Source organism: Treponema sp. B152 (genome assembly GCF_024181665.1).
Classification (GTDB): domain Bacteria; phylum Spirochaetota; class Spirochaetia; order Treponematales; family Treponemataceae; genus Treponema_B; species Treponema_B denticola.
This window is the reverse complement of sequence record NZ_CP058668.1, coordinates 394,083-407,902: the sequence shown is the minus strand read 5'-3', so window position 1 is coordinate 407,902 and position 13,820 is coordinate 394,083. Positions and strand designations below refer to the sequence as shown.

Here is a 13,820-nt window from a genome sequence, read left to right as displayed (position 1 = left end):
GGGAGACCTTTCATCTTTCAGAAAGAGCCTCCCTTCTTCGGCATTTTAAGAACTTTTAAACCTGATCGATTAATGAAAGTCTTTAGGTCGTCGTTCAACTCTTTTACATTTTGAACATTCTGCAATATTTTTAATCTTACCGTTATCGACCATTGTTTTTAATACGATGTCTCCGCCGCAGGGACAATTAAATTTTTGAGTAGCAGCAGCAGTTCGTGAGTTTTTACTTGCACCAGCCATACTTGCCTCCTAGTAAAATATTATAGATTATAGTTATATCAACCGAATAAGTATAAAAAAAAACGGATTTTATGTCAATAGATTGATAATATAAAAATCAGCTCCTTTTCTTCAATACAAAGAAGAGCCAAATACTGCTTATCCCGTTTATCAAAAAGCCTAAACCTATCAGACTTGCAAAGAGGCCTGAAATGCTTGCAGGATTAAAAAGCCCCGAAAGCCCTATTAGGCATACAATTCCGGCAAAAATCAGCCAAAGCCACCACAGCTTCACACCGTATCTTTTTAGATCGAATGACTTTTTGACCTCAACAGCTCCCAAACAAATCAAAAACAGCCCGAGGACGAGCCCGATAAGACCGAGAACGGCACTTGGATTTACCAGACACAAAAGCCCCAGTCCTATAAGAATGATACCCAAAACCAAAAAGGTATTCATCTTAATCGAAAGAAACTGATAAATTTCGACAAGTCCGTAAACGATTAACGAAATACCTACAATAGTCACAATAATTCTTGTTATACTGTCAGGGTTAAAAATACATACAAGCCCTAAAACAGTAGACATCACGGCAATAGCCAAAAAAATCATGGAATAAGATAATTTTTTTTCAGACATATATACTCCTTATAAATAATACGATATTATAACGATAACAATTTTTTCTTTAATGCATTACCGAGCATTTCCAAATGCTGCTGTAAAATTTTAGTAGGACAGCCGACATTGATTCTTTCAAAGCCGTCTCCTTCAGAACCGAAAACATAACCTTCATCCGTAAAAAATTGAGCTTCATTATGCATAAAATTTTCCAAAGTTTTGTTATCCATTCCTAGGGCTCTAAAATCAATCCATTGAAGATATGTACCTTCAATGAACCTGCTTTTAAGCATGGGAAAATTGGAATCAAAATAGTTTTTAACCAGTTTTTGATTATTATCAAGAACTTGAAGAAGTTCCTCAAGCCATTTATCACATTGGGTATAAGCTATTTCGCAGGCTTTAAAGCCGAGAGCATTTACGCTTGAAGATCTCATCCTCTGAAGCATTTCGTCGTATTTTTTTCTAAGAGTCTCATTTTCGACAATTATATTTGATGTAGCAAGTCCTGCAACATTAAAGGTTTTTGAAGGAGCAGTCGCAGTTATGGTATTTGCCGCTATTTCTTTTGAAATACTTGCCATAAGGGTGTGTTTATAGCCGGGCATTACAAGATCATTCCAAATCTCATCGGAAAAAACTATAACATTATTTTCCAAGGCTATTTCGGCAAGTTTTTTTAATTCTTCTTTTTTCCATACACGGCCCACAGGATTATGAGGCGAACAAAAGATCAAAAGTTTATTTTTAGGCTGCTTTGCCAAACGTTCAAATTTCTCATAATCTATTGTATAATAATTGTCCTTATCACATAGAAGAGAACAATTTACGAGTTCACGTTCATTCATTTCAATTGCCATCGAAAAAGGATAATATACCGGCCGCATAACTATTACACCGTCCCCTTTTTCGGTAAAGGCATTTACTGCGGCAAAAAAAGCATTTACGATACCGGGAGTCTGCATAATCATTTCGGGGCTTACACTGTAATCATGTTTACGTTTAAGCCAATTGATTACGGCATTATCATAATCGGGATATCTCATAGAATAACCTAAAATCAGTCTATCGAGATAGCTTTTTAAGCCTTCAGTTATTTCGGGCGGATTTTTAAACTCCATATCGGCCACCGAAAGCGGAATTATGCCGTCCGAAACATCATGTTTCCATTGGTACATAAGCTCCCACTTAGCAGAACCTATGTTTTTTCGCGGAAGGGTATTTTCAAAATCATACTTTCTTGTTTTATTGATTGACATTTATTCTTTCCAGTCTCCAAATTTCATCAACATAGTTTTGAATAGTCCTGTCCGAACCGAATTTTCCGGAGCGGGCTATATTTAAAATACATTTTTTTGCCCAAGCATGGCGGTGATAATATTCGCTTATAATTTGCTCGTGAGCTTTTTGATAGCTCTTAAAATCGGCAAGAACATAATAAGTATCGGGCCTCTGACCTTCAACACCGTAAATCAAAGAATCGTAAAGCCCTCTAAAGGTTTGTTCTCCCGGCAAGGTATAGGTCCCGTCAATAAGCTGATTGACAGCCTTTTCCAGCTCAGGATTTGCTGCAAGGTACTCCCTCGGATTATAAGTGTTTTCCTTGTCCATCTTTAAAATTTCTTCAGCCTTAAGCCCGAAGATAAATTCATTCTCTGCTCCGGCTTCTTCGATAATTTCAATATTAGCCCCATCAAGGGTACCGATGGTTACGGCTCCGTTAATCATAAATTTCATATTGCCCGTACCGGAGGCTTCTTTTCCGGCAGTAGAAATTTGCTCGGAAATATCGGCAGCAGGGAAGATTTTTTCTGCAGCAGATACGCGGTAGTTTTCAACAAAGACAACTCTTAATTTTCCGGCAACCCTGTGGTCGTTATTTATTCTATCGGCGACCGTATTTATGAGCTTTATTATTTCCTTTGCACGCCTATAGGCGGCCGCAGCCTTTGCTCCGAAGATAAAGGTTTGCGGAACAGGGTCATAGGACGGGTCGTTTATGATTCTATTATAAAGAGTCATTATATGGAGAATGTTCAGTAACTGCCTTTTATATTCGTGGAGTCGTTTGATTTGAACATCATAGATAGAATCGGGATTGATAAATATGCCTTGATTTTTTTCAAGGTATTCGGCAAGCCTGATTTTGTTTTTATGTTTAACCTCGATAAAACCTTCTAAAAATTCTTCATTATCTATAAAGGCTTCAAGCTTTTTTAATTCATTCAAATTAGTTATCCAGCCGTCGCCTATGTATTTTGTGATAAACTCGGAAAGAAGAGGATTGGCCGTTAAAAGCCAACGCCGCTGAGTTACTCCATTTGTCTTATTGTTAAACTTATTCGGATAGAGGTCATAAAAATCGGCAAGCTCTTTGTGCTTTAGAATTTCGGTATGAAGAGCGGCAACTCCGTTTACCGAAAAGGCTCCGGCTATGGCAAGGCGGGCCATGTGAATCTTTCCGTCAGCCATAATCGCCATATTATTGTGCTTTTTCCAATCCCCCGGATATTTTTCGTAAAGCTTTGCCAAAAAGCGCCTGTTTATTTCTTCAACGATTTGATAAATCCTAGGCAGAAGTTTTTGAAAAACATCTATCGGCCATTTTTCCAAGGCCTCCGCTAAAATCGTGTGGTTTGTGTAAGCAAAAACCTTCTTTGTAATATCCCAAGCGGTATCCCATTCAAGATGATAATCGTCCATCAAAATACGCATAAGCTCAGGGATTCCCACAACAGGATGGGTATCGTTTAGCTGGATTACAACATAGTCGGGCAGCTTGGTAAAATCCGTACCTTCTCTATGTATAAAGGAGCGTATAATATCCTGTAAACTTGCAGAAGTAAAAAAGTATTGCTGCTTTAAGCGTAAGTTCATCCCGGGCGGGCCGGAATCATTCGGATATAGAATACAGGAAATGCTTTCGGCATCTATCTGTTTTTGGAAGGCCCTGTTATATTCCATGCTGTTAAAAAGCGGAAGATCAAAGCCGTCATCGGAAGAAGCTTCCCAAAGGCGGAGGGTGTTTACCGTGTCCGTACCGTAACCGACAATCGGCATATCATAAGGGGTGGCAATAATTTCTTCCGCTCCGTTTAGATCATAATAGAGTTTCCCGCTTTCGGATGTTCGGGAAGAAGGAATACCGCCAAAGTAGACCTTAACGCTCAAATCGGAACGGCGTACTTCCCAAGGGTCGCGGGCAAAAAGCCAGCGGTCGGGATATTCGACTTGATAGCCGTTTTCGATTCTTTGTTCAAACATTCCATACTTATAGCGGATGCCGTAGCCGTGCCCCGGATAGTTCATGGTTGCAAGAGAGTCCAAAAAACATGCAGCGAGTCTTCCCAAGCCTCCGTTTCCCAAACCGGCATCCGGCTCTTCATCTTCGATAATCGAAAGAGGTTCGGATATTTCATCTGCAATTTCTTCAATGGTTTTTCGAATACCCATATTGTTTATATTATTGATTAAGGCACGCCCCATCAAAAATTCGGCTGAAAGATAATACATCCTTCTAACGCCGGTTTTCTCTTGAGCATTCATAGTTTTAATCCAGTTAGATTGAATCAGCTCCATAACCGTACTGGCTACGGCATCATAAATCTCTCTGCGGGTAGCCTTATCAAGACTTTTACTGAAATTTCTCTTTAAACGTCTTATTACGGAATCCTTAACTTCTTCTTTTGAAATAACCAAGCTTCTACCTCCTTCTTATGTATCCATACTACTCTATATTTATTGTATGTCTTTTTTCAGATAAAATCAAGGCTTTATTAATTGGAGGGCTTTATATTTTTTTAACAACAAATCTGATATATGTATCAAAACCAAGACTCTCATAGAAACACTTTGCATCTTCGTTCAGCTCCCAATGAGTCAACTCGATTTGTGAGGCTTTTTCTTTAACGGCAATTTTTTCAATTTCTTTTATAAAGGCCTTGCCGATTCCCTTTCGCCTATATTCAGGCGCTATGCCGATTTGATCTATATGTATCCCCCTATAGGCTTTTCTAAAAGGGTTTTCTTGATAATCCCGAATATAAAATAAAGCATAACCGGCATCTTTTCCATCACAAGAGACAATATAGCAAAACCAATTTTCTTCTTGTAATTGCTTTTTAAAAAAGTTTAATATTTCATCATATGAAAAAGATTTAAAATATTCAGGATACAATCTATAATGAAGCTCTTGCACATCTTTACTCATTAATGCGATATGCTCTGCATCTTTTGATAACCTAAAACTTAAATCCATGATTTTTACCTCCTTATATTTTATGATATTCGAGGTAATAATGGAGCTACTACCTCAAGTCATCCGCTTAAGCGTTTTTCCATTCTTTCTATAGCTCTGATATGAATGCGGTCATGCCAAATAGTTCTACGAATTACTTTTTTAACCGTCCAATCCTCACTCTCATTACGATACAGCTTATTGCCCTCTTTTAGATATTTTTCCTTTAGTTTTTCTATAAATTCCATACGATTGAGCCGGAGATCATCGCCTATATTCATTTCAGTACCGATTTGATTTAAATAGTAGTTTTGAACATTAACAATGTGACGATATTGATCATTAATTGTACAATATACATCACCGTAAAAAGTTTTCCGCTTCATCGTAATGTCAATTAGCGATTTATTCTTCATTCTTTTATATATTTCTTCAGTTTTTGTTCCGGAAAGTAAAACTTTATTGCACCAAAAAAGAAAATCGTCTTGCTTATCAAAATCGATTAGCTCCGAATCAAATATAATATCGGAATCGGCATCTTCAATGTGTAAATCGGATTTTTTTATTTCTTCATTTATTTGCATATCGATAGCTTCTTCAAAATTAAGCCATTCATTGTATAAAGTTATTTCTTTATTGACTTTCCCTCTAGCCTCTTCCAGAGTCTTCCCCCTAATATAAGCCCCGGGTAAATCTTTTATCCAACCAAGAAAACCTAAGCCATTAGTTTCGTAGATTATGTGCATTAAAGACTCCTTGCCGGTTATTTTATAGTTGATTAACCGTTTATCCTTCTACCAGTTTTCCCGCTAAGATCAGAAAATTTTTTCATAGATTTCCATTCATTATTTTCTATAGATTCATATAACTCTTTTTCATTATTCATTTTCTTCTACGTTCTCCGCAAGATATCTAGCAGTATATTTTCTACTTGTTACGCTGAAATTTCTTTTTATGCAGATAGACAAGCAGAATAATTATAAACGATACAGATTGGGCAATTGCAATTCTTACAAACATCAATTCATCGCCTCCTGTAAAGGAAATAACATGAAGAATATTGATGATTGCATTATTCACAAAGTGATCTCCCATTGACATATAAATAGAGCCGGTCAATTTTGTTAATAAAGCAAATTTTAATCCGATAAATCCGGAAGCGGTAACTAACATAATAATATTTGCATACATACCTTCGATACTGTTTCTACCGTCAAAATAATTTCTAAGAGGTCCGATAAAATGCCATAATCCAAACAAACCGGAAGTAATAAGTGCGGATACAAAAAATGCATACTTTTTCTCAAGCATTTTTGGAAAAAGACCTCTGAATATGCCTTCTTCCATAACCACATTAATGATATTCCCGATAATACAAATTACAAAAAATAATATTGAAGTTTGATTTCCTATATTTTTATCTACAGAATAAGTACTGACATATAACTGTAATGACCGGAAGTTTTTATCCGAAACAGCTATAGCAATCTCTATGCTATAAGCCAATATATATATACAAATTCCAAACAGCAATCCCATAAGTGTGTATTTTACAGCTCTCTCTTTATTAAAACCGATATCTTGTGCCTTAAAGTTATATAGTTTAGCTACTATGAATAAAATAACTATACCCAAAAGTTTGTGTAAAAATGCTTCACCCCAAAAAGTCTGGTCTGTACGAATAATAAAATACTCTATAAATCTAAGTATAAAGCAAAGTATATAAATCAAAAGTACAGCAAATAGCGGCTTATTGATTCTCTTCATATATTATTTCTCCCTTATTCCAATTTCCTCAGTTTTTACGCTCACTCATGTATTTTTTTACTTCGGCAGGAGTCAACATACGTATCTGTGTATGCGGATATTCTTTATATTTCCCAACAGTAAAAAGAGGTGCGGTTTGTTTGCATTGTTTGTCTTTATTCTTTTTCAAAAATAAAAGCAGATCGTCATAGGACGGAAAAATTTTATATGATTTTTTGCCCTTGCTGTTTTCTATTTCGTAGATACCGCAGGCCTTTTTTTCGGTATAATCCGCAGTACGCAAATAGAGTTTTGCAATTTCCAATGATTTAAACGGGAAATTCCATCTTTGCAAACCCCGTTGCGGATCATGTTCAATACAAATACATCGGCCGCATGTTCCGCAGATATATTGTGTATGATTTTCCAAACAATCTATGGGATTCAGTAATGGGGTAATTCTGTTTTCGTTTACATAGCATTCTTTACACATAGTATCCTCCTATTAAACCTTAGCTCTGCTTTTTGCTGTTACACATGGAACATCGATACGTAAAACAGTAACCTGTTTTGTCATCTGTTCGGTTATTTCAAAATCTCTGCCTGTCTGTGTTTTCATCAACAGCTGCAAACCTAAAATCTTTTCTTTTACATCTTCAACAAAAACAGCTGTACCGTCTCCCATAACGCTTGCATATTCCGATCCGTACTCACACGGAACTTCTCCTCCGGAAATAATCACAGCTTCCGTTTCAAGCTCGATAAAAACATGCGGATTCTTGTTGATAATATCCAGCTTCCGCCCTTTTTTTGCGCAGTGCACATATAAAGTCAATTTGTCTTCGTTAAATATAAAACCGTACTGCATCGGCACTACATACGGCCGGTCATTATCGATCATGCCGATATGTACAACCTTTGCTTTTTCGATAATTGATTGTATTTGCCGATTATCCGTTACTGCCCTGTCTACTCTTCTCATAAATAAACCTCCCAATAGAATTACAAATTACTCATCAGCAATTAGTTATGTATTTTTCTCCACGGAATAAAGCGGTTGACCCGTTTACTATAAGCTTTATATTCCTCGCCGAAGCGTTCTGAAAGCCATCTTTCTTCCGTGAGCTTCATAAACACGGTAAGGTATACCCAAAAGAGCGGCGGCAAAATCAATACATACCAATTCCGGCAGAATAGCAGAGCACCGATACAGATAAACAAAAAAGCGGAATAAATGGGATTACGCACGATGGCATACACGCCGCCGGTTTCAAGCCGGTTCGATTTTATCGTGATGTCGATCTTGGCACTGAATACCGCAGCGTACCACAAGATAATACCGCCTGCAATACACAAGATTCCGGCAATTACAAAAAGAACCGTAATGACCCCGCCGCCAATATAGCCGCTTGTAAGCATATTGAATTTGACAAGCGCAATCCCTGCAGCGGTGAACGCAATCATAATTGCAATACACACCGGCCCTACCCCCATAACAGGGAGATGTTCTTGGTTTTCTTTTTTCATCCTATATAAAATCCTTCCTTAAAATTGAACAGCTGAACAAAATATCAATTTTGGAAGCTGTTCAATTCGCCGTTTCGTAACGTCAGTGAGAAACGGCATACAATAAAGCGATGTTTGTCGAAAGGCAAACTCGACAGCGTTTTTTGACAATGCCATCTGCATTGTCAAAAATAAGCCTTCATAACTTTTTAAAGAGAAGATATGCGGCCGCTGCCTGAACTTTTAGTCTCAATAACAGGATTACCCTTATAACGGATGGAACCGGAGGCACCTATATCGGCTTTTAAATGCCGTGTAACCCATACTTTTGCAGAGCCGGAGCCTGAAATTGAAATATCCGCCTTTTCGGTTTCAAAATCCGTTGTTTTTATATCCCCTGAACCGGAGATATCCGCTATCATATTTTCGGCTTTTCCCGTTGCAGAAAAATCGCCTGAGCCGGATACGTCCACCTTTAGAGTGTTTACCGTAATCTCGTGTGCGGTAATATTACCGCTGCCTGAGATATCTATCGACATCGTTTCTTGAGGAATATTAAATAATGAAATGACAGCTGTAAGAGAACCGGCTGTCTGCAACCTTATTAAAGCAGGCATTGTGATAGAAACTTTGCACTGAGTCGGTGATATGCTGTATCCCGACTTAAAACCGATATTAAGAGTATTACATGTACGAGATATATCCAAATAGGGGAAAATATTTTCATCAGTTTCAATTTGAATGGAAAAGGTTTCGCTATACCGTATATCGGCAGTCCATCCGCCAGCAATAGAAATAGCATTAAAATTGTTTTGAGGGAATGTCTTGGTTTCTATCGTTCCGTTTCCTTTGATCACTTCACCAGAACAGGAAAAAGATTGGCAGCTTATACAAATAACCAAAAGAGCCGTTATCACGGCAGCTTTTACAACACCGATTACTTTGACTTTATTCATAAAAACTCCTTAGGATAAGTTTCTTTTATAATAATACTTTAAAGCCTCAAATATGTCAATGCTGAAAAAATTACATCCCAACCTTTGAATTTACCTTAATCCTTTTGTTTCCATCTCAACCAAAGAGTAAACCAAAACCTTTGTAAAAATGCGGGTTCTTAGGGGCTGCGCCCCTAAGCAGTCGTTGAAGGGAGAGGGGGTTTTAGGGGGAGAGGGAAACTTGCGTCTGAACAAGTTTCCCTCTCCCCCTATATTTTAGAGATCATCCAAAAAGCTTTCTTCTTCGATAAGTTCTTTTTCTTCGAGAGCTTGTGCAGCTTCAGCTTCAAGCCTTCGGCGTTCAAGGATTTCGTTCATCTGAATATCCAAGTCGCTCTTATTTTTATCGAAAAGTTTAATATCTCGGTACTGCTTCATACCTGTTCCTGCAGGAATAAGATGACCGATAATTACGTTCTCTTTTAGGCCGCGAAGCTCATCCGAAGAACCTGCAATAGCGGCATTTGTAAGAACCTTCGTGGTTTCTTGAAAAGAAGCGGCCGAAATAAAGGAGTCGATGTTTAAGGCTGCCTTTGTAATTCCTTGGAACATAGGACGGGCAACGGCAGGCTGACCGCCTTCTTCCTTAACCCTCTTATTTTCCTCATGGAAGCGGTATTTATCTATCTGCTGGTCAAAGATAAACTTGGTATCTCCAACCGAAACAATCTTTACCTTTCGGAGCATCTGACGTACTATTATACCTACGTGTTTATCGTTGATGGTAACACCCTGAGCATCATAAACTTCCTTGATTTCCTTCATCAAATAGTTTTGAAGGGCATTTTCACCGAGGATATTTAAAATATCGTGCGGATCAAAGCTGCCGTCACACAAGGGCTCACCGGCTTTTACCGTATCTCCGTCACGGACAAGCATTCTCTTTCCGATAGGAACCAAGTGCTTTACATCATGGCCGTATTCGTCTCGAACCATAATAGTTCTCTTGCCCTTAAGTAAGCCTTTCTTTATGGTAACAACACCGGCAATAGCGGCAAGAACGGCAGGCGACTTTGGTCTGCGGGCTTCAAGAAGCTCCGAAACTCGCGGAAGACCTCCGGTAATATCCTTAGTCTTTACCGACTCTTTTGCTATCTTTGCAAGGATTGCACCGGCCTTAATCTCCTGACCTTCTTCAACCAAGAGCTGTGCACCTCCGGGGAGGAAGTAAGAGTCCTCACCTACGGTGTTACCCGATTCATCTGAGATAAAGATGCGGGGCTGCATCTTATCGAAGTGAGCATCGCTTATTCGCTTTTCGACAACACCCGTTTCTTCATCGGCTTCTTCTTTTAAGGTTGTACCGGGCAAAATATCTTCAAATCGGACAAAGCCGTCATATTCAGCCAAAATGGGATCGGCAAAGGGGTCGAAGGTACCGACCGTTTCTCCGGCCTTTATAACATCATTTTCTTTTACTACAACCTCTGAACCGTTTCTTATCTCTATTGTCTGCTCTTGACCTGTCAAATAGATAATATTATCTCTGACTTCGGCAATAGCTATATTTTCTGAAAGCACTTCCTTTCCATTCTTTAATGTATAAAGAGGATTTCCCTTTACCACCCTTGTACCAGTACTTACAAGGGCTGTTTCACCTTTTTTAAGAGCATATTCGTTCAATACCCTGCTGAATGTAAACTCGCCTTTTCTTGTAAAGAGGAAGTGTCCGTTTTTAAGGGTTACATAAGAACCCTTTATACCGCGAACGATGATAGAATAGTCATTAAATACGATTCTGTTCTCTTCAACATTTTTAGAAGCCGTACCGCCCTCGTGGAAGGTACGCATCGTAAGCTGAGTACCGGGCTGACCGATGGACTGGGCTGCGATAATACCTACAGCCTCCCCTATTCGGACAATTCGGTTTCGTGCAAGATCTCGTCCGTAACATTTTACGCAAACACCGTGCTTGGATTCGCAGGTTAAAACGGTGCGGAGCTTAACGGTTTCAACACCGGCTTCTTCTATCTTCTTAGCTGTTTCATCGGTAATATATTCGTTTACATCTATGAGAAGCTCTCCCGTAATTGGGTGAATAACCCTTTCCAGAGTGTATTTTCCGGCAATACGTTCGCTCAAGGACTCACGAATTTCGTCTCCGCGTTTAATTGCGGCATATTCTATACCGTTGATGGTACCGCAGTCTTCTTCGTTTACAACTACGTTTTGGGCAATATCAACAAGACGGCGGGTCAGGTAACCTGCGTCAGAGGTTTTAAGAGCCGTATCGGTCAAACCTTTTCGGGCACCGTTAGTCGAAATAAAGAATTCCATAACGTTTAAGCCTTCTTTAAAGTTCGATCTAATCGGAAGTTCGATGATGTCTCCCGTAGGCTTGGACATAAGACCTCGCATTCCCGCAAGCTGATTTATCTGATCCTTAGAACCTCGAGCACCCGAAGTTTCCATCATGTGAATCGTGTTAAATCCGCCCTTGTCTTCTTGCAGACGTTTCATAAGAATTTCTTTAAGATTGGAGTTTGTCTTTTGCCAAACGTCAACAACACGGTTATAGCGTTCTTCTTGGGTAATGTGGCCGCCCTTATACTGGTTATAGATTTCCAAAACCTCTTTGTTGGCTTTTTCGAGCATTCCGGCCTTTTCAGGAGGAATAATCATGTCCTCCATACTCAAAGTTGCACCGAAATATGTAGCGTACTTATAGCCGACAGCCTTGAGCTTGTCCAAAAGCTGAACAGCCAGCCACGGCCCCTTATCCTTAAAGACATTCTCTATCAGTTTTCGTATTTTTTTATCGTTCAAAGCATAATTTGTAAAGGGAACGCCTTCGGGCATTTCCTCATTAAATAGAATCCTTCCCGGTGTAGTTCTTACGGTTTCAATCTTACCGGGTTCCGTTTCATAGTCGATTAAAACGGGTTCCTGCCAGCCTATGGCATGACATTCTGCGGCCATCAAAACTTCCGGAACGGAAGAATAAAGGCGCTCTTTTTTACCCTCAGGCAGAGCTCTTTCCTTTGTAAGATAGTAAAGACCTAGAACCATGTCCTGTGTCGGGAAAACTATTGTTTTTCCGTTTGCAGGGTCTAGAAGGTTTCGGGCTGAAAGCATCAAAGTCCAGCATTCCATTTGAGCCGCCTGAGTGAGCGGAACGTGAATAGCCATCTGGTCGCCGTCAAAGTCGGCGTTAAAGGCCTTACATACAAGAGGATGGAGGCGGATAGCCTTTCCTTCTACCAAAACGGGTTCAAAGGCTTGAATACCAAGTCTGTGGAGGGTCGGAGCACGGTTTAAAAGAACCGGATGCTCGCTTACAACCTCGTCAAGGACTGCAAAAACTTCGGCAGCTTCCTGTTCTACAAGGAGTTTTGCCTTTTTAATATTGGAAACAACTTCCTTTTGAACAAGTTTTTTCATTATAAAAGGCTTAAACAGCTCCAAGGCCATCTTAGTGGGCAGACCGCATTGCCAAAGCTTGAGCTCGGGGCCTACAACGATAACGGATCGGCCTGAATAGTCGACTCGCTTACCTAATAGGTTTTGGCGGAATCTTCCCTGCTTTCCCTTTAAAAGATCGGAAATCGATTTTAGAGGTCTGTTTGAAGCTCCCTTAATAGCCTTTTTCCGTTTTGAGTTATCAAACAAGGCATCGACCGCTCCTTGGAGCATTCTCTTTTCGTTTCTGATAATAATATCGGGAGCCTTTAATTCCATGAGCTTACTCAAACGGCTGTTTCTGTGAATAACCCTTCGATACAAGTCGTTGAGGTCGGAGGTTGCAAAGCGGCCTCCGTCAAGCTGAACCATTGGGCGTAAATCCGGAGGAATAACCGGAATAACATCAAGAATCATCCACTCGGGTTTGTTGCCCGATGCTCTAAAATTTTCGACTATTTCGATTCTGCGCAAAAGGCGTTGATCGCTTTTTGCACCTTTTTCAATCATTTTAGCACGAAGCTGGGCTGCAAGCTCATCCAAGTTTATATTTTGAAGAAGGGTTTTAATAGCCCCTGCTCCCATTCCTGCGGTAAAGGCAGCTCCATAGCGTTCGTGAGCATCCCTGTATTCATCTTCGGTTAAAAGCTGCATGGGCTCCAAGTCGGTATCGTTTGCATCTATAACGATGTATTTTTCATAGTACAAAACAGACCTCAGAGCTGCAACCTGTAGGTTGAGTAAAAGTCCCATTCGGCTAGGTACCGAGCGGTAATACCAAATATGAGAAACGGGGGCTGCAAGTTCTATATGTCCCATGCGTTCACGGCGGACCTTAAAGTGAGTAACCTCAACACCGCAGCGGTCGCAGATAACGCCCTTATAACGGATTGATTTAAACTTTCCGCAAAAACACTCCCATTCCTTTGTGGTTCCGAATATTCTTTCGCAAAACAAACCGTCCCTCTCCGGACGCAAGGTTCGGTAATTGATTGTTTCAGGCTTTTTGACTTCCCCATAGGACCAAGCCCTTATAGTGTCGGGTGAAGCAAGCCTTATCATCAAGCTGTCAAAATCCTGTATATCTCTCATAATC

12 protein-coding genes are annotated in these 13,820 nt (G+C 39.7%); all 12 read right to left on the bottom strand.

What is annotated here, in order from left to right:
• Positions 1-69 precede the first annotated feature (69 nt).
• A complete protein-coding gene (locus HYB91_RS01755) occupies positions 70-240 on the bottom strand; it encodes a hypothetical protein (protein ID WP_002667639.1) in 171 nt (56 codons plus the stop codon).
• A 97-nt stretch (positions 241-337) separates the two neighbouring features.
• The gene (locus tag HYB91_RS01750) at positions 338-859 is read right to left on the bottom strand and encodes a DUF308 domain-containing protein (protein WP_002675876.1); all 522 of its coding nucleotides are present in this window, start codon (positions 857-859) and stop codon (positions 338-340) included.
• Between the two features lie 26 nt (positions 860-885).
• Positions 886-2,100, bottom strand: coding sequence for a MalY/PatB family protein (locus tag HYB91_RS01745; RefSeq protein WP_002675877.1), 1,215 nt, complete (start codon positions 2,098-2,100; stop codon positions 886-888).
• A complete protein-coding gene (locus HYB91_RS01740) occupies positions 2,087-4,540 on the bottom strand; it encodes a glycogen/starch/alpha-glucan phosphorylase (RefSeq protein WP_002675878.1) in 2,454 nt (817 codons plus the stop codon). The genes HYB91_RS01745 and HYB91_RS01740 overlap by 14 nt, the downstream gene beginning before the upstream one ends.
• Positions 4,541-4,631: 91 nt before the next feature.
• Positions 4,632-5,099, bottom strand: a complete 468-nt coding sequence (locus HYB91_RS01735) for a GNAT family N-acetyltransferase (protein ID WP_002675879.1) — start codon at positions 5,097-5,099, stop codon at positions 4,632-4,634.
• A 59-nt stretch (positions 5,100-5,158) separates the two neighbouring features.
• Positions 5,159-5,824, bottom strand: coding sequence for a type II toxin-antitoxin system HicB family antitoxin (locus HYB91_RS01730; protein ID WP_002675880.1), 666 nt, complete (start codon positions 5,822-5,824; stop codon positions 5,159-5,161).
• 181 nt (positions 5,825-6,005) lie between these two features.
• Positions 6,006-6,845, bottom strand: a complete 840-nt coding sequence (locus HYB91_RS01725; protein WP_002667627.1) for a CPBP family intramembrane glutamic endopeptidase — start codon at positions 6,843-6,845, stop codon at positions 6,006-6,008.
• A 28-nt stretch (positions 6,846-6,873) separates the two neighbouring features.
• On the bottom strand, positions 6,874-7,317 hold the full coding sequence (locus HYB91_RS01720) for a hypothetical protein (protein ID WP_002675881.1): 444 nt from the start codon (positions 7,315-7,317) through the stop codon (positions 6,874-6,876).
• Positions 7,318-7,329: 12 nt separating this feature from the next.
• On the bottom strand, positions 7,330-7,806 hold the full coding sequence (locus HYB91_RS01715) for a pyridoxamine 5'-phosphate oxidase family protein (protein ID WP_002675882.1): 477 nt from the start codon (positions 7,804-7,806) through the stop codon (positions 7,330-7,332).
• A gap of 41 nt (positions 7,807-7,847) precedes the next feature.
• On the bottom strand, positions 7,848-8,351 hold the full coding sequence (locus HYB91_RS01710; protein ID WP_002675883.1) for a methyltransferase family protein: 504 nt from the start codon (positions 8,349-8,351) through the stop codon (positions 7,848-7,850).
• 188 nt (positions 8,352-8,539) lie between these two features.
• Entirely contained in the window at positions 8,540-9,286 is a 747-nt protein-coding gene (locus HYB91_RS01705; protein WP_002675884.1) for a head GIN domain-containing protein, read from the bottom strand.
• A gap of 255 nt (positions 9,287-9,541) precedes the next feature.
• Complete coding sequence (gene rpoC / locus HYB91_RS01700) at positions 9,542-13,816, bottom strand: DNA-directed RNA polymerase subunit beta' (RefSeq protein WP_253719588.1); 4,275 nt, start codon at positions 13,814-13,816, stop codon at positions 9,542-9,544.
• Positions 13,817-13,820 lie beyond the last annotated feature (4 nt).